Here is a 23,489-nt window from a genome sequence, read left to right as displayed (position 1 = left end):
AGTTTGCTAAAAAAGTGCCGTAGTCACAGCCCCTCGGTATGACAGTCGCACCAAAGAAGCTCATATTTTCGTAATCCCGCCATATTAATCGGCCACTTATCTTCACAGATGCTCTTCATTTTGCAGCCATCGGATTATTGCCAACCTATATTCCTAAACTATAATGACCGCTCAGGTCGCGATATTTAAGCATTTTTTGCGGTCTGGTTATTATCGGCGACTCAAAGGACGAGATTTCCCCGGCTATCGGACATAATCATTTATTGATTGAAGGAGCGATAACGTGAAGAAGTTCATCACAGCAGCAACATTTCTGGCTTTATGTAGCACTCCGGCATTAGCACAAACCACCACTACTCCAACTACCGGTGGCTTTGAGGGCCCGTCAACAACCCAAACTCAGCCCGCAACCCAAGGCGGTTTCCAAGGCCCAAGCGCGGCAATCACAACCGTAGATAAAGTCAAATCCATGCGTGACGACACTCGCGTCACTTTACAAGGTTATATCGAAGAGCGTTTGAGCCACGATAACTACACTTTCCGCGACAATACCGGCACGATCACCGTAGATATTGACGCCAAACGTTGGAAAGGCCAGACCATCACGCCGAAAGATAAAGTACAAATCGAAGGAAAGGTGGATAAAGACTGGAATTCAGTAGAAGTTGATGTGAGAAATATTACCAAATTGCCATAATTGAACGCCCTATCCCTCAGATCAATTCAGCGGGATAGGGTATTTTTAAGCTTCCGACTTACTCACCGCTAATACTCTTGATCGACGATCAGCCGTTTGCCAAGGCTAATACTGTCCTGAATCTCATAATCCAACTTTTCATACATACCCAGCACCGCATCATTATCGTCGCGGACCATGATATTTATTTTTGGGCAGCCGCGGGCAATGAGCTTTTTCTCAAGGCGACTGATCAGCGCATTGGCAATGCCGCGGCCACGGAAGTCCGGATGAACGCCAAGGTAATATGCGGAACCTCGATGGCCGTCATAACCCCCCATCACCGAGCCCACGACAGCGCCATTCACTTCTGCCACTAGGAATAAATCCGGATCGTGGTTCAGTTTGCGCTCAATATCCATCTCTGGGTCGTTCCACGGCCGTAATAAATCACAGCGCTCCCACAGAGTTATTACCTCTTCAAAATCATCTTGTCGAAATACGCGAATTTCCATCAGTGTTCGCCGCTGTTAATTAAAGTTGATGTTCTGATTATCGCGGGATTATCTACACGCGCAATAATAAATTGATACGGATACACATAATTAAGAGAGTTGGCTCAGGCTGACGCACCTATTATCCGAGGTCGATACCGACGATAATAACGGATTCAGGCAGAATTTTCGTAGTAGGCAACGATATTCGGTTTCCTTAGCAGTCATAAACCGAACCCACACTGACGGTACAACTATAGGCTGGAATCAGGGTATACTTAGCGGCCTAAAACACTCCCAAGCCAGTGAATATAACTTTGATGAATACACCAGACATAAACATTATCAAAACCTTTCTCTTATCACTACAGGATGACATTTGCGCCAAACTCGCGCAGGCAGACGGTCAGGCCAGTTTTACCGAACAACAGTGGGAACGAGAGGAAGGTGGCGGCGGACGCAGCCGGGTAATGGTTAATGGCACAGTATTCGAACAGGCCGGCGTGAATTTCTCTCATGTGTCTGGTGCCACCTTACCCGCCTCCGCTACCGCGCACCGCCCAGAGTTGGCGGGCCGTAGCTTTCAGGCGCTCGGTGTTTCGCTGGTCATTCATCCCCTCAATCCTTACATCCCAACCAGTCATGCCAACGTTCGCTTCTTTATTGCCGAAAAACCCGGTGAACAGCCAGTTTGGTGGTTCGGCGGCGGTTTCGATTTAACCCCCTACTACGGCTTTGAAGAAGACGCGGTGCATTGGCATCAAACGGCTAAAGCGTTATGCCAGCCTTTTGGGGAAGATCTGTACGGCAAGTATAAAAAATGGTGCGACGACTATTTCTATATCAAACATCGGAACGAAGCTCGTGGCATCGGCGGGCTGTTCTTTGATGACTTGAACACTCCAGATTTTTCGACCTGTTTTGCCTTTACTCAGGCCGTTGGCAAAGGTTTTACCGATGCTTACCTGCCGATTGTCGAACGTCGTAAAACCCTGCCTTGGGGTGAGCGTGAGCGTCAGTTCCAACTTTATCGTCGTGGTCGTTACGTCGAATTCAATCTGGTGTGGGATCGTGGCACGCTGTTTGGGCTGCAAACCGGCGGACGGACCGAATCTATTTTAATGTCTCTGCCGCCTTTGGTGCGTTGGGAATATAATTATCAACCGGAGCCTGATAGCCCGGAAGCCGTGCTTTACCGCGATTTTCTGCCGGTCAGAGAATGGGCAAATGAAACAAACGGAGAAACCTGCTGATGCAAATTTGGGTCGATGCAGATGCCTGTCCGAACGTTATCAAAGAAGTACTCTTCCGCGCGGCAGATCGCGTTGGCATGATGGTAACTTTGGTCGCAAATCAGCCGTTGAAAACACCGCCGTCAAAATTTATCCGTACCCTACAGGTTGCATCAGGATTTGACGTAGCTGATAACGAAATCGTACAACGAGTTGAAATTGGTGATTTAGTGATTACCGCCGATATTCCGTTAGCCGCAGAGGTCATTGAAAAAGGGGGAATAGCCTTAAATCCACGCGGTGAGCGTTATACGCCGGATACTATTCGTGAACGGCTAAATATGCGCGATTTTATGGATACCATGCGCGCCAGCGGTATTCAAACCGGCGGGCCTAATACTTTAAATCAACGGGATCGCCAGCAGTTTGCCAATGAACTGGATAAGTGGCTACAGCAGGCAAAGAAAAAAAACGGCTAGGCGTTTGAATAATCGCCCTGCGCTCGGTGCCAACCGCAGGGCTAATTATGTTAGAAGCGTATCTCGCCGCCAAACAAATAGGTTCTTCCTCTGGCAGTATTATTTGGGTTTTCTTCCCGTTGCTGCATCGGCATCGCGTTCAGTTTATTTAGCGAATCCGAATAGCTTTTGTTCATCAAATTCTGCACCGAAACTTTCAGCATCACATTTTTATTTAATTGATAATTGCTGTAAATATCCACAATGGTTGGAATATTCGACATTTCTTCTTTCATCAATCTTCCGTCATATTCGTCGTAATCTAACGCGGGGCTCATCCTGCGGGTCTTGCCGGTATATTTAACAATGGTGCCAACCGTTAATTTTTCATTCAAGAAGCGCAGTCCGGTATCCAGCGTCAAGAATTTATCCGGCATTTCAGCGTTGTCGCCTGCGCCGAAAACACCGCTGGCGATAGACGTCGGCTGGTCGGTATTCTCTTTGCTGAAGGACAGACGACTAAATAAGAATCCGGCGTCATAATTAGCTTCCAGCTCAAAACCGTGAGTTCTGACCGGCGTGAGTGAGTTGGTGTAGATGTAAAGATTAAAGTTACCGTCGGTTGTACTCCAATCCTCGCTAGTCATTTGATCCAACGTACAAACTCGGCCCGTCCCACACAGCATATAAGATTGGCTGGAAATATAGTTTTTAATCTTGCTGCGATAGTAAACCGCTTTAAAACGCAGCGAGTCATCTTTAAATATCAGCCCCTGGCTGGCGGAGTTAAAACCTAGCTGATAAGTTTCTGCCTCTTCACCTTTCAGGAATGGGTTCATCGAAGCCCCTCCCTCATTGGAATAAAACACTTCCTGCACGTTTGGCGCACGCATTGATTGGGTATAGCTGACAAAAGGCTGGAACCAATTCACAATATCCGCCGACAGCAGCACGCTCGGATTAAAGCCATGTTCACTTAAATTAATGTTCGCGCTGCCCTGCGGGAAACAGCGGATGCGATCGTCGCAGGCGGGTTTGAAACCTTTAAGCTTAGCTTCAGTGTAATTGAGATCAAAATTAGCCTGATAAATACCGCGATTTATTTGCAGTCCGGTATACAGACTAGAGATATTCTGTCTGCCGCCCGGTGCGAACACGTTGTTCTCCAGTATTTCTCCTGCTGTTTTATTATCCGGCTCAGTAGTTTCAATATGCTTGTAATACTCAGTATTCATCAATTTACCGCCGATTTTGACGGCAAAATCCGTATCAGCGTAGCTGAATTTGCTGACATTATTAATATCAATCGCGTCTGAACTGTTTTTAGCACTTGAGTTGGTAAATTTGTTCAATGCGTCGGAGTCATATTTTTGATTCCCGCGGCTGACGCTGGCCAATACGCTCAAATCAATCAGCTCGGAGAACGGTGTATAGTTGTATTTAATATAAAAGTCATCGCTGTTAATGTGGCGGCGGCTGATTTTATTGTTATAAGCTCGGCCAGATAGCTCGATGTCATTAAACTCATTCGGTTTGATATTCAGCTTAATTAACTGAGACTGCGGATTTTGTTTAAAGGTTTCGTCACTACCAAATTCCTGACTCATCACCCCATCGCCATTTTTATAACTGGCGTCAATACTGCTGCCGCTCACTGCTAACATCGCGCCAATACTGCCGGTATCGGTAAAAGCATCTGTTTTACCCGCAATAGCAATCATTCCGCTGCGACCAATACCGTTATTACCCAACGAGAATTTGCTTCTGATGCCAAAGGGATTACCAGAGAAAATAACGTCATCCACGCCGATAGTTCGGAAATTGGCGCTACCAGCTAGCGCATTCACGCCGTCAGCGCCGATGGCATTGCCTCTAACCACATCAACGCCCACGATAAAGTTAGGGTCGATAAGTGCACCGAATTGGGTGGTCGGGGACTGTCCATGGTTATAGGGGTTAGGCGCACTGCCATAAAAGCTCTGCGTTACACCATCCACCATCGTATTCACCCGACCAAAGCCGGTCATACCACGGATATTCACACTAACGGTTCCCTGACCGGGATCCATTTGCGTTGAGGTGCCCGGCATGCTTCTAATCACCGAATCTATTGATTGCAGGTCTTTGCTTTCTCCGCGAGAACTGAATGCGCCTGGCTTTTCCAACGCACTGTTTTCAGGCGATGTTTTTGCTCCTGACACCGTTAACGGGCTGAATACCATTCTTTCCTTGGTATTGGCCGATTCAGTTTCAGCCTGAGTTATTGCTGACAATCCGATAAAAACCAATCCGGCTCCCATTATTTTTACCACTAGATTAACTCTCATAAATCCCTCAAGAAATTAATTTAAAATTCCGTATTAAAAACTTGCTCGTGTTATAGCGTTCAAATAGCCGTGCAGCATTCATACCCAATATGAATACTCTGGATTTTATTCTTATTATTTTCTTACTTGTTTACCCCACATTTTTATGTGGAATTATTTTACTTTTTCGTCCATTGCTAAAATAAAGGCGTATTCCTGGGCACTATTTTTCAACCTACTGAGACGACCAGATTTACCACCGTGCCCGGCACTCATATCCGTGGTTAATAAAATAATATTATCTCCCCGATTAAACTCTCGTAATTTAGCCACCCATTTGGCTGGCTCCCAATATTGCACCTGCGAATCATGTAATCCGCTAGTGACTAATAAATTAGGATAATTTTTAGGAGAGATATTGTCGTAAGGGCTATAGGCTCGCATGACCTTATAATCAGATAACTTTTCAGGATTCCCCCATTCCCCGTATTCATTGGTGGTTAACGGTATCGAGGAATCTGACATAGTCGTCACAACATCAACAAAAGGCACCTGCGCCACTACTGCGTTAAATAAAGTGGGTTCCTGATTAATGACCGCCCCAACCAGCAGCCCCCCGGCGCTACCGCCCATGGCATACAACCGCTCCGGCTGGCCAAAGCCTTGCTGTACCAAACCTTGAGTAACATCGATGAAGTCATTGAAACTGTTTTCTTTTTTCGCCAGTTTACCTTGTTTATACCACCCCTGCCCCAGCTCCCCGCCGCCGCGCACATGAATCAAAGTAAAGATAAAACCGCGATCCAATAAACTCAGCCGGTTCGCGCTAAACGAAGGGTCCATACTCATGCCGTAGGCCCCATAGGCGTAAGCCAGTAGTGGATTATGGCCTTTTTTAAATAATGATTTACGGTAAACCAGCGACGCCGGAACCAACACCCCATCGCGGGCCGTAACCCAGATACGCTGGCTTTGGTATTCATCGCGATTAAAATTTTTTACTTCCTGTTGTTTCAGCAGAGTTTTCTCTCCGCTAATCATATCCCATTGATAAGTTGAGGTCGGCGTGGTCATTGAGGAATAGCGATAGCGCAGAACGTGGCTATCTGGCTCCGGGTTATAGGCCAGCCACGCCATATAAGTCGGGTCTTCTAAGGTCAACGGCTGCTGTTGCTGACTCTGCCAATTGATTTTACGAATATGAGTTAAGCCCTGCTCCCGTTCAGCGACCACCAGCCAATCGCGGAATAACACAAAATTCTCTACGTCTTTAGAATCTTCCGGTGCAATCAGCGTTGTCCAAGAGGCTTCCCCGGATACAGTCTGATACAAGCCAAAATTAGGATGCTGATGATTAGAGCGAATATAAAATTGGTCGTTAAAATGATCGATGTAGTATTCACGTCCCGTTTGGCGGGCGGAGAAAACCGTTGGTGCCTGCTGTGGCTGATTGGCATCCAGTAACCGGGTTTCCGAAGTCGCGGTGCTGCTGATATTTATCAAAATATACTGGCGAGAAGTGCTGGGCGATAAACTGAGGTAATAGCTATCGTCATTCTCCTGGTAAACCAAGACATCATTTTCTGCTGGCGTACCGTATTGATGGCGAAAAACCTGATACGGCAATAAAGTTTGCGGATGATTACGTACGTAAAACAGAGTGTTATTATCGTTTGCCCACACCATATTGCCCGAAGTGTCATGAATCACTTCATCAGACCATTGTTTGTCGGCAATCTGTTTTAAATGGATGCTGTATTGCCGACGAGACAGCGTATCTTCCGCCACAGCCATACGCTGATTATCACGGCTGACGCTCAGCCCACCCAGCTTATAGTAATCATGCCCCTGCGCACGCTGATTGGCATCTAGCAACACTTCCCATTCAGCATCAGGCACTTCCCTCTGCCGTTGGTACTGCGCATACTCTTTACCCGGTTGATAGATTTCCTGGTAACGATATCCATTAAGACTATAAGGTACCGATTGATCCTGCTGATTTACTCGCTTCAGCATTTCTTGATATAGCGTATCTTGCAAGGTAGTGGTTGTTTTAAGTATAGATTCAGCGTAGCTATTTTCAGCCTTCAGATAATCAATAACCTTTTTATTCTTGCGGTCGTCATCTCGCAGCCAATAGTAATTATCGACGCGAGTTTCTGAATGTAGAGTTAATTGATGTGGATGTTTTTCCGCAATAGGTGGCGTTGGCTCAGTCATCTCAGCCGCACCTGCAAATAAGGAGAAACTGAATAAACCGAGATAAATAATCGAAGGTATTAAGCAATTACCCGCATTAATCTTAGGTGATATAAAATATCTCATAGTCCCTCTGATATAATTAAATACTGTCTATTTTATTTACTACAAATTCTGTAGCTAACCGGGTCATCAAAAGACAAATGACCTCACCTAGGGTTATTTAACAATTAGAATCAGTGATATTACTGTTGATTAATTAAACTAAAATCAATAGGAAGCGTGACGGTAAGTCTCCCCTGATACAATATTGATTCTGGCGGTATCGGCAGTGGCTGCGCTTTTTCCAGCATTCTCATCGCCTCACGATCGAGGGATTGTGTACCAGATGAGTTTATTTTTTTGCTGCTAAGAATATTGCCACGATAATCAAGAGTAAATTCAACCAAGACGGTTCCAGTTCGGTTACGTACCTGCGCTTCGGCAGGATAACGTTTAAAACGATTAAGATGCCCTCTTACCAAACTTTCCCAGGAAATTTTGGCTTCCACTTTTGCGTTGGCATCGCTATTTATCGGCGCGGCAACGCGTTCAGAAGGCTGACTTTGTGCCACTGGGGCAGCACTGCTGGCAGCAGACGCCAACGCAGCTGGGCTGGTAATAGCCTGAGGTTTCTCCGGCTTGGGCTGTTTTTGCCGCACTCTAGGCTCAGGCTTATTTTCAGCCACGATAATTTTGGCTTTTTCAACTCTGGCCAGCTTCGGTAACTCCGGCTGCTTCTCTACGCTTTTCTGGGGTTCAGAAGCCGCCGATGAGACTGTCTGCTGCTCACCGATTGGCAAAGGTTTCGGCGTAGCTGGCGCTTCAATGTGCGCCGACCATTGCATCATCACTGCGGGAGGCGGCAAAGGTAACGGAGGCAAGGTTTCAGCAACGCGAAAGATCAACCACGACACTGCGAGATGAGCAGCGATAGCCAGAACAAAACCTTGGCCAACTTTCGGCTTTGGTAAAGGTTGATCGTATAAATACAGTGAATGCATGGAATGATTAGAATGCAAATGATTATCAATTATATTTGACAATGATAATCATTTGTAAATGAAATTAACAGTCTCTTTTCAGATTCAGTGCAAATAAATGAATAATGCGACATAAAATGTCGCATTTGTTGCGCGGGGATAAGGAAAAATTCTTAACGTGGCGATGTTTTTTCGCTCGGCGACATTCTTAGCGCGGTAAAGTCTTTACCGGTACAGACCACAGATAATCTGCATTTTCTGGCCCTACGTTAGCGCCCTCTTCAGCCAGCATTAGCACCAACGGGTGTGAAGCCGCTTTAAGATCCTGCATATGCAAAGGCACCCCAATATTTTTCGCCGCATGATAACCGCCGGCAATTAATAGTGTTGGAGTGGGCGCGGCCAGCAAACGTTCAGCCATACGGCGGTCGCGCTGCTGCTGAATGGCCACCATTGAAGCTAATTGCGAAGCATCAATTTTATTATCGTGAGACGCACGAATTAGCTTTTCCAGCGCCGCGCGCACTTCTGGCGTGGTAGAAAGTTTGCCCTCTAACGGCGGTTTTTCCTTATAGATCGCCATGATTTCATCTCGATCCAAATTCGCCGACCACACGGGATAAGGCGCACGCATCACCGTCATTGCCAGATCGCCGTACAGCGCCCAACTCCAGCCCGGCTGCCAAGCCAGCAGCTCCACAATTCGACTTTCCCTAACACGAGGCTCTTGCTGTAGCCAGGACTTAACCTTATCCACCTTGATCTGTTGGTTCGGATTCAACATTTCCAGCAATACACTGCCCTGTGGCCGTTTCTGTGCCAGATTTTCTATCAACCACCGCTCGATTTGATGGTGATAAAGATTATCGTGTTTCTCACCCACGATCACTTGAGGAGCACCCGCCAGCTCATCCACTAACTGGGAGGCCGTCAGGACTTTTCCGGTATGAAGATCGGTAATGGTTCCGAAGGCGGTAATATCGGATTTATCGCTCGGAATATTTTTAGGAGGCGTAGAAGTACAGCTAATCATTAAAAACATACTGAATAATAATAAGATTCTCATTAGCAGGCGTTATCCATTTAGCGGTTTAATCGTCCGCATAATATAGATAATGATAATCATTTACAATTTGTTGCGTACCAATAATAGAACAAGAATGTTTCATTGATGTGGAAAAATAAAATCGATAAAAAAGCCTCTGTCTCGATAGACAAAGGCTCTGATTTTCAACAACGTGATTAAGTATTACAGCAACTCAGTTTGTGCCTCGACGACCGCCAGTGCCACCATGTTCACAATACGACGTACTGACGCGATCGGCGTTAAAATATGCACCGGTTTCGCCACGCCCATCAATACCGGACCAACGGTTACGCCCTCAGATGAGGTCACGCGCAATAGGTTGTAGCTGATACGCGCTGCTTCCATATTCGGCATAATCAACACATTAGCCGCACCTTTCAACGGACTGTCCGGCATCAGGTCATGGCGAATACTTTCCACCAAAGCCGCATCGCCGTGCATTTCGCCGTCAATTTCCAACTGCGGTGCCATTTGGTTGACCAATTCCAGAGTACGACGCATTTTACGGGCTGATGGGCAATCCGCAGTACCGAAACTAGAATGAGAAACCAGCGCTACTTTTGGCTCAATACCGAAACGACGCACGGTTTCTGCCGCCATCAAAGTAATTTCAGCCAGTTCTTCCGGGGTTGGATCGTCATTAACATAGGTATCAGCGATAAAAGTATTACCGGTTGGCAACAACAAGGCGTTCATCGCGCCAGCCACGTGTACGCCATCACGGAAACCGAAGACTTTCTCCACCACCGAATAGTGCTCATGATAATTGCCGATGGTGCCGCAAATCATGGCATCGGCTTCGCCGCGGTGCAGCATAATAGAACCGATCACCGTCGTATTGCTAATCACGGCACGACGCGCCTGCTCCTGAGAAACACCCCGGCGTTTCATGATCTGGTAGTACTCTTGCCAGTATTCATTAAAGCGAGGATCGGATTCGTTATTCACCACTTCAAAGTCTTTACCCGCAACGATTTGCAGCCCCAGTTTCTTCAGTCGCATATCAATAACGCTTGGCCGACCAATCAGAATAGGGAATGCGAGCCCTTGAGAAACAAGCTCTTGAGTCGCATGCAATACTCTTTCTTCTTCCCCTTCTGTCAGGACTACTCGTTTCAGCTCTTTTCTAGCCTGAGAGAAGATCGGCTTCATAAACAGGTTGGTTTTGTAGACGAATTCTGAAAGTTTCTCGACGTAAGCATCGAAATTTTCGATTGGACGCGTGGCTACGCCAGAGTCCATGGCCGCTTTGGCTACCGCAGGGGCGATTTTGACGATCAGGCGTGGGTCAAAGGGCTTAGGAATAATGTATTCAGGGCCGAAGGACAGGTCTTGTTCGCCGTAGGCTGAAGCCACTATGTCGTTTTGTTCCGCCAGAGCCAGATCGGCAATAGCGTGAACGCAGGCCAGCTTCATCTCTTCGTTAATGGCTGTGGCACCCACATCCAGTGCGCCGCGGAAGATGAACGGGAAACACAGAACGTTATTCACCTGATTCGGATAATCCGAACGGCCGGTACAGATTATCGCATCAGGACGCACGGCTTTCGCCAGCGGCGGTAAAATTTCCGGCTCTGGATTCGCGAGCGCCATAATCAACGGATTAGGGGCCATGGTTTTGACCATGTCCTGCGTCAATACGCCGGGGCCGGAGCAGCCAAGGAAAATATCGGCGTTTGGAATGGCATCTCCCAAAGTACGCTGGCCGTTATCCGTAATGGCATACGCGGCTTTGGTCGCCTCCATATTGGGTTCGCGACCTTGATAAATAACGCCTTTTGAGTCGCAAACCGTAATATTGTGACGTTTCAGCCCCAGTGCAACCAGCAGATTCAGACAGGCAATGGATGCAGCCCCTGCCCCGGAAACCACCAGCCTAACATCAGAAATATCTTTCTCAACTACGCGCAGACCGTTCAGAACAGCTGCAGTACAAATAATCGCAGTGCCGTGCTGATCGTCGTGGAATACCGGAATGTTCATCCGTTCGCGCAGTTTTTGTTCAATATAGAAGCACTCTGGCGCTTTAATATCTTCCAGATTAATACCGCCGAAGGTCGGTTCCAGTGAGGCGATAATGTCGATCAACTTATCGGGATTATGCTCGTCAACTTCAATATCAAAAACATCAATACCTGAGAATTTTTTAAACAGAACGCCCTTGCCTTCCATAACCGGTTTTCCGGCTAAAGCGCCAATATTACCTAGCCCCAGCACCGCAGTGCCGTTAGAAATCACCGCAACCAAATTGCCGCGCGCAGTATATTTATAGGCAGCCAAAGGGTCGGCCGCAATCTCCAGACAAGGTGCCGCTACGCCAGGAGAATACGCCAGCGCCAGATCTCGTTGCGTGGCCAGCGGCTTGGTTGGCGAGACCTGGATTTTACCCGGAGTGGGATATTGGTGAAAATCCAGGGCACTTTGTTTCAACTGTTCGTCCATTATAGGATCCCTTTTGCTTTTATATGTTGAGAGGTAAAATCAGGAACAGAACCAGTATAGTGAGTCAATAGGCCTAAACCATGAAGCAGCCCAAACTCTTCGCAACATTTTACGCTTTAGTTACTTACATAAGATGAATTTGTTGAAAAGTGCCTCGGTCATTCAAACCAGCCCTTAATCTGCGCATGCTGTAGCAGCATGATGGTTTTGCCGTCTTTGATGCGACCATCGGCAATCATCGCCAGCGCTTCTTTGAAGGGAATTTCCAGAACCTCTATATCTTCGTCATCAATACCGCCACCGGCATAAATACGCTGTTCCGGCAGATATTCCGCAGCAAAGAAATGCACCAGTTCGGTGACGCCGCCGGGTGACATATACGCAGCAAATAGTTTTTCCACTTCGCCAATTTCAAAACCGGTTTCTTCTATCGCTTCCCTGCGAATACAGTCTTCCGGAGTATCCGCATCCAACAGACCAGCGCAGGCTTCTAATAACATGCCGCTTTCATTGCCGTTAACATATGTAGGCATACGAAATTGGTTGATTAATATTACGGTTCCTTTGGCGCGGTTATATAACAAGATAGTGGCACCGTTGCCTCGGTCGTAGACTTCACGCTCCTGATGGACTAACTCACCGTTTTTTCTTTTTAAGTCGTAAGAATATTTATTCAGCACATACCAATTATCAGATAATAACGTGCGTTGGATATTCTCGATTTTTGCTGACATATATTCAGTCCGTATCATGTAATTGAAGTTTTTTTTCCTGGCGCTAGCTAACGCTAGTGGAGATAACTTTGCAATAAAAAAACACCTCGTCAGCAAAAGCCAGCGAGGTGTTGAAAAATACAGCACTCAGATACGAGGAGGGAATTAAAAGCCGTTAGGAATTTCCCGCATATCCGGTAGTTTATGGGCAATACCTTTATGGCAATCTACGCAGGTTTTGCCTTCGGTAATCGCGCTATTATGCATTTTGGCCGCCACGGTTTTCTGCGCGGTGAAATCCATATTGTCGAAGTTATGACAGTTTCGACATTCTTGCGAATTATTGGCTTTCATACGCGCCCATTCACTCTGCGCCATCGTCAGCCGGTGCGCCTCAAATTTCTGCGGCGTATCAATCAAACCAAAGGTTTTCGCGTACAGTTCTTTACTGGCTTTGATTTTACGCAACATTTTCGGGCCCCATTCGTGCGGAACGTGGCAATCCGGACAAGTGGCTCTGACGCCGCTGCGGTTACTGTAGTGAATAGTGCCCAAATATTCCTGGTACACGTTGTCTTTCATTTCATGACAACTGATACAGAACTTTTCGGTGTTAGCCATTTCCATTCCGGTGTTGAAACCACCCCAGAAAATAATCCCAGCAACAAAACCGATCAGCAGTAACGTCCCTAGCGCCAATCGGCTCGGCCTGCGCCACCACTGCCATAACCGCCGGATCACACCCGGTTTTTTTTCCTCTGTCATAACTACCTCGGTTATTTACCAAAGCCCGGTGCAGGCTGGAAGGTGTTTTCTACAATGGGCGCCGCGTCCGTTTGCGGCACATGGCATTGCAGGCAGAAATATCGACGCGGCGAAACTTCGCTCGATACTTTTCCATCACGATCGATAAAGTGGGTCGGACTGACGCGCGGTGCACCGGTGGTGCGATAATGTTCCACGCCGTGACATTGTAAGCAGCGATTGGTGTTTTTGCTGACCTGATAACCCTCCACGCTGTGAGGAATCATCGGTGGTTGGTTAACATAGTTCAGCGCCATACGCTGTTGTTGTTTAGGCATTTTTACCTTGCCTTCCTGAGTTCCGGACACCTCCGGCGATTGGCTCAAATCCATTTCGACATTGCTGGCGGCATAAGCCGCTCCGCCCAAAATCAGTGCCACTAGCACCAACCAGCGGCTAAACGACTTAAACATTTTGTTGTTCATTATTTGGCTCCCGAAAGACACTTCATCTTTCCCTAAATCGGCCTGCGTGCCTTAAAACGGCTCCGACAGCAGGCTGGGTATCAGGGTTAAACCTTTTCCAATTTCACCGCGCATTTTTTAAAGTCGGTTTCTTTGGATAACGGATCGGTGGCATCCAAGGTCAGGTTATTGACCAACTGCGCCGCATCGAAGAACGGCATAAACACCAATCCTTGCGGCGGACGGTTACGGCCACGGGTTTCCACCAGAGAAATCACTTCACCACGTCGGGAAATGACTTTCACTTTGTCCCCTCGGCGTAGATCCCGCGCTCGCGCATCCAGCGGGTGAATAAACAGCACCGCTTCAGGGAAAGCACGATGCAGCTCCGGAACCCGACGCGTCATAGAACCGGTGTGCCAGTGCTCCAGCACGCGACCCGTTGACAGCCACAGGTTATATTCTTCATCAGGACTTTCTGCCGCTGGCTCATAAGGCAGCGCAAAAATCACCGCTTTGCCATCAGGTTTACCGTAGAAGCGCACGCTTTCTCCGGCTTTTACGAAAGGATCGAAACCTTCCCGGTAGCGCCACAGGGTTTCCTTGCCGTCCACCACCGGCCAGCGCAGACCTCGCTCCTGATGATAGCGATCGAAAGGTGCCAAATCGTGACCGTGGCCGCGACCAAAATCGGCATACTCTTCGAACAGCCCTTTCTGGATATAGAAACCAAAATCACGCGCTTCATCGTTCAACTGATCAGCCGGAATTTCGCTTAATGGGAATTTATTCACCACGTTGTTGGCGTACAGCACGTCAAACAGCGTTTTACCGCGATACTCCGGTTTCTGATCCAACAATTGAGCAGGCCATACTTCTTCCACTTTGAAACGTTTGGAAAACTCAACCATTTGCCACAGGTCGGATTTGGCCTCACCCGGTGATGGTACCTGCTGACGCCAGAACTGGGTACGACGCTCAGCGTTACCGTATGCGCCCTCTTTTTCTACCCACATTGACGTCGGCAAAATCAGGTCTGCGGCCAGCGCGCTGATGGTCGGATAAGGATCGGAAACCACGATAAAGTTACGTGGATCACGCCAGCCCGGCATACGTTCTTCGTTGATATTCGGCCCGGCCTGCATATTGTTATTACACATCACCCAATACGCATTAAGAGTGCCGTCTTTCAGCGCGCGATCCTGAGCCACGGCGTGCAAACCGACTTTCTCTGGGATCGTACCGGCTGGCAGTTGCCACTTGGTTTCAGCAATTTGGCGATGTTTCTCGTTGGTCACCACCATGTCGGCCGGTAAACGGTGAGAGAAAGTGCCCACTTCACGAGCAGTGCCGCAGGCGGAAGGCTGGCCGGTGAGAGAGAACGGCCCGCAGCCCGGCTTGGAGATTTTCCCGGTTAACAGGTGCAGGTTGTAGCACATGTTATTCGCCCACACGCCACGGGTATGCTGGTTAAAGCCCATGGTCCAGTAGGAAACCACTTTCACTTTTGGACTGGCATACAGCTGCGCCAGCGCTTCCAGTTGATCTTCCGGCACGCCGCTCATTTTAGAGGTTTTTTCCAGCGTATATTCCGCCACGAAGGCTTTGAAGTCTTCAAAACTCATCGGCTCCGACGCGTCGCTGCCTGGATTTTTCGCCGCTTTTTCCAGTGGATGAGTCGGACGTAAACCGTAGCCGATATCGGTGGCACCGCGACGGAAATTAACGTGACGATCGAGGAAATCCTGATCTACCGCGTTATTTTGAATAATATAATTGGCAATGTAATTCATCATCACCAGATCGGTTTGAGGCGTGAAGACAATCGGATTGTCAGCCAGCTCAAAGCTACGATGTTCGAAGGTCGAAAGGACGGCAATTTTAACATTTGGATCGGTTAAACGACGGCTAGTCATCCGCGACCACAGAATGGGGTGCATTTCCGCCATATTCGAGCCCCACAGCACGAATGCATCGGCCTGCTCAATGTCGTCATAGCACCCCATTGGCTCATCCATACCAAAAGTACGCATAAAACCCACTACGGACGATGCCATGCAGTGACGAGCGTTAGGATCGAGGTTATTCGAGCGGAAACCGGCTTTCATTAACTTAGACGCGGCGTAGCCTTCCCAGATTGTCCACTGGCCGGAGCCGAACATTCCCACGGCGGTAGGGCCTTTTTCTTTCAGCGCATTTTTAAATTTTAGCTCCATGATATCGAAGGCTTTTTCCCAGCTTACCGGAGTAAACTCGCCTTCTTTATCGTACTGGCCATCTTTCATACGCAGCAGCGGCTGGGTCAAACGGTCTTTGCCGTACATGATTTTCGGCAGGAAATACCCTTTAATACAGTTCAGCCCACGGTTGACGGGTGAATCCGGATCGCCCTGCGACGCCACGATACGGCCATTTTGCGTCCCCACCAGTACACCGCAGCCGGTACCACAGAATCGGCAAGGTGCTTTGTCCCATTTAATCGTATCTGCACCACCCACCACGGCTTTGGCCACGGTGGGTATGGTCATCCCCGCAGCGGCGGCGGCGGCCACTGCGGCATTGGCTTTCATGAAGTCCCGACGACTGAGTTTCATGGTTGTTCCTCACCTTGCTCATCCTGCTGGTGATATACCAGCGACACAACCAGCACGCCGGTCAAATTACGCGCTGACTCAATTTGTCTCAGGAGCACGTCTGAGCGCGCTGCCTGCATAACCACCACCAGTTTTCCCTGTTGGGCGTCACTGGTGGGTATTTCTGTTCCCGGAATCGCGAGTAACTCGTCGATTAACCGGGGAATGCGTTCCGGTTTGGCTTGCACCACCAGACCGCAAACATGCCATTCTTTATCTTCCATCTTCGCTCCGGGTAAGAGTCACGGCCTGTACCGGACATCCGGGCACACAGGCTCCGCATCCGTTGCAGGCGTCGATCTCTAATTCTGGTTGGGCAATGCCGTTTAAACGCGGGCGGAATCCGATCGCCCGGCTTTCGCAGCTATCCTGACAGCTACGGCATTCGATGCCTTTAAAAGGCAGACAACTTGCCGAGAATGTGGCTTTCAACTGCCACGGTTCGCGATCCGGCGAGGTAAAAACCGGTGCCTCGCAGGCGGTTACGCAATGAGTACAAAAAGTACATTCGGCACGTTGGAAATCTATCTCGGGGAACCCCCCGCGGCCGGCAATAAGCACTCCGGTTTCGCAGGCGTGGATACAAGCGTGGCAGCGCGTGCAGCCAGCCGTGAACTCAGCTTCGGCAACCGACCAGGGCGGCCGGATAACGGAAGACGAATGGTCAGCATTGCGCCGCCAATGCCCTGAAAGCAATCGGCGTCGGGACAAATCGGCCATACTGATACCCTTGACATTGCTGGCAACACTGCTTGCCATTTATTTAAATACCTAATTGCTTCCAGATTATTATGTGGTTTAGCAAATAGGACCCGGCTGCTCTGGCCGGAAAATCAAAATGGTGATAATTATTATTATTCGTATTACCACTAAATGGTTTCCCTAGTTTGGTAACAGTAGATACCCAATTATTGGTAAAAACATAATTACCCTTTAGAGTTAATCAGAGGGAAAGATTGCGCCAGATCAATTATTTCCAGCGTTATTTGTCCTTTCCCTCCTGCTTTAACCGATTTGCGTTATTTATATTTTTACATAACGATTTAACTAACGGCTGAATCAAGATTAAGCCAAGATGAGCACGATCAGTATTTTCATGATTATTTTATTTATCAAATAGAATAATCAAGGTGATCTTATTTATTAAATAATTCGCATAACTGTATGCATATAAAATTAATCACCTAATAACCGTTTTACCGTGTTATATAGACAGAAATCATGAATTAAAGCAGAACAGGTTTATAATATTCAGGGCGGTTGCGGTACAATAAATAGCGGATCGTACCGTTTTAACGGAGCGTAATGGGTTCCAGGTTACGCAATAAAAAGAATCCACTTTAGGTTGGCTAAAGGTTTTTCGGCTATCACCACGTAATTCCACCATAATCTTGCTACCGGAATCGGCATAACCTTGCCTGTTGCGGTACGTTTTACTGGCTACAGGGAGCATTACCTATCATGACGACAAATCACACCATTATGATTGTTGACGACCATCCGTTAATGCGTCGCGGCATCAGGCAGCTGTTAGAACTGGAAACGGCATTTACCGTAGTCGCCGAAGCCAATAACGGCGAAGAAGCATTGGAATTGGCCAGTCAAACTCTACCCGACGTTATTTTGCTCGATTTGAATATGAAGGGAATGAACGGCTTAGACACGCTGAAAGCGTTACGTAACGACGGCATTGGCGCCAGAATTATCGTATTAACCGTTTCGGACGCCCGCAGCGACGTGTACGCCATGATTGACGCCGGCGCCGACGGATACCTGTTAAAAGACAGCGAGCCAGAAATTCTGCTGGAGCATTTGCGGCAGGCCGCTCAGGGAGAAAGCGTGTTCAGCGAAGAAGTGCAAGAGTATCTCTCCTCTCGCCACGAACAGATTAATCCCTTTGCAGAACTAACCGAGCGTGAATTGGATGTTCTTCAGGAAGTTGCGCGCGGCATGTCCAATAAACAGGTAGCTTTCGAGCTACATATTTCCGAAGAAACGGTGAAAGTTCATATTCGTAACCTGTTACGTAAACTGAATGTGCGTTCACGGGTCGCCGCCACCATTTTGTATCTGGAAAACAAGCGCCACTGAGACTAACCCCGGTCAACCGGGGCTACTCTATGGCCGCTAAAATGACTTTATGGTGCTCCAGCACCCACTTTTTATTCAGCGGCCCCCAGCTTTCCAGGCAGTAAAAACCGTCATTATTTCTTATCCCGTCCTGAACAAAGGTTAAAGTGACGCCCAGCCCCGGCAAGGCTTTCAACACGTCCTGCAAGGTGCGCCGCGGCCAGCCGGTTAACGCCATTAATCGCGGCACATTGGGCTTATCACTTACACTAAGTAACCAGCACAGATAAAGTCGCCGGGCGAATACCGGATTGAGTTCCATAGTTATATCCTGTTTAAAGATACTATTTTGGTTCAAGGACGTTCTCAGGCGACATTGCTGTTCGACGCCAAACCGCCGGACATCAATCTGCGCGATGAGAAATAACCTCTGGATATCGCGAGTTATGAGCAATAAGGCAGCAAAAAAAAGCGACCTTGTGTTTTTTTACACTATCTCCTTTTTTTCTCCACGTTTCATCACTGATTCACACGTAAAGTAGCGACAGATTCACAAAAGTAATATTTTTCCTATTCCAGTGATAAGGTCACGCTTAACGAGGTTCCCGCTACATGGCAAATTTCTTCATCGATCGCCCCATTTTTGCATGGGTGTTAGCGATAATTCTCTGCCTGACCGGGATGTTGGCCATTTTCTCTTTACCCGTCGAACAGTATCCTAATCTGGCTCCGCCAAATGTGCGGATTTCTGCCAGTTATCCGGGTGCGTCGGCTCAAACGCTCGAAAACACCGTCACTCAGGTAATCGAACAGAGCATGACAGGCCTGGACAACCTGCTGTATATGTCCTCCCAGAGCAGTAATGCCGGGAGTGCCAGCGTCACGCTGACTTTCCAGGCCGGCACCGATCCAAATGAAGCCATGCAGCAGGTGCAGAACCAGTTACAGTCTGCGGTTAAAAAGTTACCGCAGGATGTCCAGCAACAAGGGGTTAACGTCTCTAAATCTGGTGATAATACCCTGATGATGCTCGCGTTTGTCTCTACCGACGGCAGCATGGATAAACAGGATATTGCCGATTATGTGGCCAGTAACCTGCAAGATCCAATCAGCCGTATTGAAGGCGTCGGCAGCGTGGATGCCTTTGGTTCCCAATATGCTATGCGCATTTGGCTCGATCCTTCCAAGCTGACTAACTACCGATTAACCACTCAGGATGTCGTGGATGCCATCAAATCCCAGAACAGTCAGATTGCCGTCGGGCAGCTTGGCGGTACGCCTTCGGTGGATAATCAAGCACTGAATGCCACCATGAACGCTCAATCCCAATTGCAAACCCCAGAACAGTTCCGTGAAATTACCCTACGGGTGAATCAAGACGGCTCATTGGTGACCTTAGGCGATGTCGCAAAAGTTGAGCTGGGTGCAGAGAAATATGATTATCTCAGCCGGTTTAACGGGCAGCCCGCGTCAGGAATGGGTATCAAACTGGCCTCTGGTGCCAATGAATTACAAACCGATAAGCTCGTGAAAGCGCGTATTGCCGAACTGGCTCCGTTCTTCCCCCACGGGCTGGAAGCCAAAATCGCTTACGAAACTACCCCTTTCGTACAAGCCTCAATCAAAGACGTAGTCAAAACCCTGGTTGAAGCGGTGCTATTGGTGTTTCTGGTTATGTATCTGTTTTTACAAAATTTCCGTGCTACTTTAATTCCGACCATCGCCGTTCCGGTAGTGTTATTGGGGACGTTCGCCATTTTGTCGGCTTTCGGGTTTAGCATTAACACCCTCACCCTTTTTGCCGTGGTATTAGCCATTGGGCTGTTGGTAGATGACGCCATCGTGGTGGTGGAAAACGTCGAACGCGTCATGAGCGAAGAAGGACTGCCACCAAGAGAAGCCACACGGAAATCTATGGGGCAGATACAAGGGGCGTTAGTCGGTATCGCACTGGTGCTTTCAGCGGTATTTATCCCTATGGCCTTCTTTGGCGGCACGACCGGCGCGATTTACCGTCAGTTCTCTATTACTATCGTTTCTGCCATGGTTCTGTCGGTTTTAGTCGCTCTCATCCTGACGCCAGCGCTGTGCGCCACCTTACTCAAACCGGTCGTAGCCGGGCATCATCACGGTAAACGTGGATTCTTTGGCTGGTTTAACCGTATGTTTGACCGCAATGCGAAACGCTATGAAAACGGCGTCGCTCGGGTTTTACATCATAGCCTGCGCTATATCCTGGTTTATTTACTCTTACTCGGCGGCCTGGCGTTTTTATTCCTCAAGTTACCGACTTCGTTTTTACCGCAGGAAGACCGCGGCGTATTTATGGCTCAGGTTCAGTTGCCCGTCGGTTCCACTCAGCAACAAACGCTGAAAGTAGTGGAAAAAGTGGAGAATTACCTCCTGACGGAAGAAAAAAATAACGTGCTATCGGTGTTTTCTACCGTGGGTTCAGGCCCCGGCGGTAACGGGCAAAACGTTGCTCGCCTGTTTGTCCGTTTGAAAAGCTGGGATCAGCGATCCAACAGTCAGGATTCTTCTTTTGCCATTATTGAGCGGGCAACCCAGGCTTTTAACAAAATTACTGAAGCCAAGGTTTCAGCCAGTAGTCCCTCAGCAATTTCAGGTCTGGGCAACTCCTCTGGCTTTGATCTGGAATTGCAGGACCACGGCGGTCAAGGGCACGATAAATTAATGGCCGCGCGGGATGAACTGTTACAGCTAGCGGCCAAACAGCCAGAGCTGACGCGAGTTCGTCATAACGGTCTGGACGACAGCCCGCAGCTGCAAATCGATATCGATCAACGCAAGGCTCAGGCACTGGGCGTATCGCTGGATGATATTAATAACACGCTGAAAACCGCCTGGGGCTCAACTTATGTGAATGACTTTGTCGACCGCGGACGGGTGAAGAAAGTTTACGTTCAGGCTGAAGCTACCGCTCGAATGCTGCCGGAAGACATCAATAAGTGGTATGTCCGGAATAATAGCGGCGGCATGGTGCCATTCTCTGCCTTTGCCACTACCCGCTGGGAATTTGGCTCGCCGCGTCTCGAGCGTTACAACGGTTATTCCGCACTGGAAATTGTCGGGGAAGCCGCCCAAGGCGTCAGTACCGGCGCTGCAATGGACATCATGGAAAAGCTGGTGAGCCAGTTGCCGAATGGTTTCGGGCTGGAATGGACAGGCATGTCCTATCAGGAACGCCTGTCCGGTTCACAGGCTCCAGCGCTTTACGCTATCTCGCTATTAGTGGTGTTCCTGTGTCTGGCAGCGCTGTATGAGAGCTGGTCTATTCCGTTCTCCGTTATGCTGGTAGTGCCTTTGGGGGTGATTGGTGCCGTCGCGGCGACCTGGATGCGCGGGCTGGAAAACGATGTATATTTCCAGGTCGGATTGTTGACTATCATCGGACTATCGGCCAAAAACGCCATTTTAATAGTCGAGTTTGCCAATGAATTGAATAACAAAGGCAAAGATCTGGTTCAAGCCACGCTGGAGGCCTCGCGTCAACGCCTCAGACCTATTTTGATGACTTCATTGGCCTTTATCTTCGGCGTATTGCCTATGGCTATCAGTCAGGGCGCAGGCTCTGGCAGCCAGCACGCTGTGGGTACCGGCGTCATGGGCGGCATGATTTCAGCGACGGTTCTAGCCATCTTCTTCGTGCCATTATTCTTTGTTTTGGTTCGCCGTCGTTTCCCGGGAAGGCCGATTCGTGGGAGCCAGCCTAATCAGGCTGATGAGCACTAATCCTTTATTCATTCACAATGATTGCGCCAATCGTTCACTATTTCAGTGAATTGATTGGCGCCACATCTTCAGAAAAAAATAACGATATTGTATGAGTGAATGATTAATCAATATTAAATTTTTCTTAACAATCCCCTGCTAAATTATTTCCTAATAAATAGAGGAAGTAATACATTCAGCGGAGAAAACCACATTATTAATGTCGACTAAAAAGTTATTGTTATTTGATAAGTTATTCATCGGATAACGTGAATAATATTGACGACATCTAAAATAGCTTTCATATCAAACGTGCCGTGACCCAAATAAAAAAGGCAGATTCTTTGAGAACCTGCCTTTTTGCGAGCGAGTCACTCGCTCCCTGGATAAATCTAAGTCATACAAAATAGCATCAACCGCTATTACTCATTTATCGAATTATGCCTTACGCAGCATTGACTCGATAAACTCTTTCCATGTGTTTAACTCTACATCAACCATAATGTCCTCTCTAATAACCGCCGTGATTATACGATTAGTTTTCGAACAAATAAAGGCGAAATAATAGACTGATCCTTTAGGATATAATTTCGTTGGCGGAGATATTGAAATAACTCAGGTTATTACACATGCAGGCTTGCCTGTTTCAGCCCGACAGAGTAGCGTGCGGGTTATTCTCACATTAACGCGCCATATGCCATGAAACACACCATAGATTCTCTGGAAAAACTGGGCCGTTATGACGATGCCATGGCTTTGGCATTCAAATTACTGGTTGAAGATCCCCATAACGGTAGCCTGCTGCATAAAATTGCCTCGTTGTACGACGTTCAGGGTTTAGAAATGCAGGCGATTCCATTTTATCTGACCGCCATTGACAACCATCTGGCCGCAGAAGAATTACAGGCAGTTTATCTGGGATTAGGCAGTACCTACCGTACTCTGGGTCTATATAAAGAATCGCTGGATGTATTCGAAAAGGCATTAACGCAATTCCCTGATGCCAAAGAGATAACGCTATTTCGCGCCATGACGTTATATAATCTGGGCGAAACCAAAGACGCTGTCGCCTCATTGCTATTGCTTCTGGCAGAAACCTCTAACCATAAAGAAATCAGCCTATATCAACGGGCAATTCGACAGTACGCAGCAGACTTGGATCGGATTGGCTGATGCAGAGAATAAATGGCTAATCTAAGAAACGCCACCCGCAACGG

19 protein-coding genes are annotated in these 23,489 nt (G+C 48.0%); 6 read left to right on the top strand and 13 right to left on the bottom strand.

What is annotated here, in order from left to right; all coding sequences use genetic code 11:
* The first annotated feature begins 283 nt into the window (after positions 1-283).
* Complete coding sequence (locus ACQ4OC_RS05560) at positions 284-697, top strand: YgiW/YdeI family stress tolerance OB fold protein (RefSeq protein WP_064517007.1); 414 nt, start codon at positions 284-286, stop codon at positions 695-697.
* 68 nt (positions 698-765) lie between these two features.
* Here the strand turns inward: ACQ4OC_RS05560 and ACQ4OC_RS05555 are convergent, their stop codons facing one another.
* Positions 766-1,191, bottom strand: coding sequence for a GNAT family acetyltransferase (locus ACQ4OC_RS05555; protein ID WP_064517005.1), 426 nt, complete (start codon positions 1,189-1,191; stop codon positions 766-768).
* 299 nt (positions 1,192-1,490) lie between these two features.
* On the opposite strand from ACQ4OC_RS05555, the gene hemF reads away from it, so the two are divergent.
* Both hemF and ACQ4OC_RS05545 read left to right on the top strand, forming a co-directional pair.
* Positions 1,491-2,423, top strand: a complete 933-nt coding sequence (gene hemF, locus ACQ4OC_RS05550) for an oxygen-dependent coproporphyrinogen oxidase (protein WP_064517002.1) — start codon at positions 1,491-1,493, stop codon at positions 2,421-2,423.
* Entirely contained in the window at positions 2,423-2,881 is a 459-nt protein-coding gene (locus ACQ4OC_RS05545) for a YaiI/YqxD family protein (protein ID WP_064517000.1), read from the top strand. Before hemF ends, ACQ4OC_RS05545 begins: the two co-directional genes overlap by 1 nt.
* Positions 2,882-2,931: 50 nt before the next feature.
* Here ACQ4OC_RS05545 and ACQ4OC_RS05540 read toward each other — a convergent pair whose 3' ends face one another.
* The 11 genes from ACQ4OC_RS05540 to napF all read right to left on the bottom strand — a co-directional run bounded on the left by ACQ4OC_RS05540 (position 2,932) and on the right by napF (position 17,190).
* Complete coding sequence (locus tag ACQ4OC_RS05540; RefSeq protein ID WP_430971010.1) at positions 2,932-5,187, bottom strand: TonB-dependent receptor domain-containing protein; 2,256 nt, start codon at positions 5,185-5,187, stop codon at positions 2,932-2,934.
* 153 nt (positions 5,188-5,340) lie between these two features.
* Positions 5,341-7,386: a S9 family peptidase gene (locus tag ACQ4OC_RS05535; protein ID WP_430971009.1), complete on the bottom strand. Its 2,046-nt coding sequence runs from the start codon at positions 7,384-7,386 to the stop codon at positions 5,341-5,343.
* 224 nt (positions 7,387-7,610) lie between these two features.
* Entirely contained in the window at positions 7,611-8,450 is an 840-nt protein-coding gene (locus ACQ4OC_RS05530) for a TonB family protein (RefSeq protein WP_430971008.1), read from the bottom strand.
* 145 nt (positions 8,451-8,595) lie between these two features.
* Entirely contained in the window at positions 8,596-9,453 is an 858-nt protein-coding gene (locus ACQ4OC_RS05525) for a ChaN family lipoprotein (protein WP_120805831.1), read from the bottom strand.
* Between the two features lie 183 nt (positions 9,454-9,636).
* A complete protein-coding gene (maeB, locus tag ACQ4OC_RS05520) occupies positions 9,637-11,916 on the bottom strand; it encodes an NADP-dependent oxaloacetate-decarboxylating malate dehydrogenase (RefSeq protein WP_064516990.1) in 2,280 nt (759 codons plus the stop codon).
* A gap of 158 nt (positions 11,917-12,074) precedes the next feature.
* On the bottom strand, positions 12,075-12,650 hold the full coding sequence (gene nudK, locus ACQ4OC_RS05515) for a GDP-mannose pyrophosphatase NudK (RefSeq protein WP_064516988.1): 576 nt from the start codon (positions 12,648-12,650) through the stop codon (positions 12,075-12,077).
* A 144-nt stretch (positions 12,651-12,794) separates the two neighbouring features.
* Positions 12,795-13,394, bottom strand: a complete 600-nt coding sequence (gene napC, locus ACQ4OC_RS05510; protein ID WP_064516986.1) for a cytochrome c-type protein NapC — start codon at positions 13,392-13,394, stop codon at positions 12,795-12,797.
* Positions 13,395-13,405: 11 nt separating this feature from the next.
* A complete protein-coding gene (napB, locus tag ACQ4OC_RS05505; RefSeq protein ID WP_064516984.1) occupies positions 13,406-13,858 on the bottom strand; it encodes a nitrate reductase cytochrome c-type subunit in 453 nt (150 codons plus the stop codon).
* Between the two features lie 86 nt (positions 13,859-13,944).
* A complete protein-coding gene (napA, locus tag ACQ4OC_RS05500) occupies positions 13,945-16,431 on the bottom strand; it encodes a nitrate reductase catalytic subunit NapA (RefSeq protein ID WP_064516982.1) in 2,487 nt (828 codons plus the stop codon).
* Complete coding sequence (napD, locus tag ACQ4OC_RS05495) at positions 16,428-16,694, bottom strand: chaperone NapD (protein WP_064516979.1); 267 nt, start codon at positions 16,692-16,694, stop codon at positions 16,428-16,430. Before napD ends, napA begins: the two co-directional genes overlap by 4 nt.
* A complete protein-coding gene (gene napF, locus ACQ4OC_RS05490) occupies positions 16,684-17,190 on the bottom strand; it encodes a ferredoxin-type protein NapF (protein ID WP_064518489.1) in 507 nt (168 codons plus the stop codon). Before napF ends, napD begins: the two co-directional genes overlap by 11 nt.
* A gap of 741 nt (positions 17,191-17,931) precedes the next feature.
* On the opposite strand from napF, the gene narL reads away from it, so the two are divergent.
* Positions 17,932-18,561: a two-component system response regulator NarL gene (narL, locus tag ACQ4OC_RS05485; protein WP_064516976.1), complete on the top strand. Its 630-nt coding sequence runs from the start codon at positions 17,932-17,934 to the stop codon at positions 18,559-18,561.
* A gap of 22 nt (positions 18,562-18,583) precedes the next feature.
* Here narL and ACQ4OC_RS05480 read toward each other — a convergent pair whose 3' ends face one another.
* Positions 18,584-18,862 carry a winged helix-turn-helix domain-containing protein gene (locus tag ACQ4OC_RS05480; protein ID WP_064516974.1) on the bottom strand — a complete coding sequence of 93 codons (279 nt, stop codon included), beginning with the start codon at positions 18,860-18,862 and terminating at the stop codon, positions 18,584-18,586.
* A gap of 290 nt (positions 18,863-19,152) precedes the next feature.
* Here ACQ4OC_RS05480 and acrD point away from each other — a divergent pair, with 290 nt between their 5' ends.
* Positions 19,153-22,293, top strand: a complete 3,141-nt coding sequence (acrD, locus tag ACQ4OC_RS05475; protein WP_064516972.1) for a multidrug efflux RND transporter permease AcrD — start codon at positions 19,153-19,155, stop codon at positions 22,291-22,293.
* 678 nt (positions 22,294-22,971) lie between these two features.
* Complete coding sequence (locus ACQ4OC_RS05470; protein WP_430971007.1) at positions 22,972-23,445, top strand: tetratricopeptide repeat protein; 474 nt, start codon at positions 22,972-22,974, stop codon at positions 23,443-23,445.
* Positions 23,446-23,489: the final 44 nt, after the last annotated feature.

The organism is Yersinia sp. J1, from assembly GCF_050586585.1.
GTDB classification, from domain to species: domain Bacteria; phylum Pseudomonadota; class Gammaproteobacteria; order Enterobacterales; family Enterobacteriaceae; genus Yersinia; species Yersinia entomophaga.
This window is presented reverse-complemented; position numbering and strand designations above follow the sequence as displayed.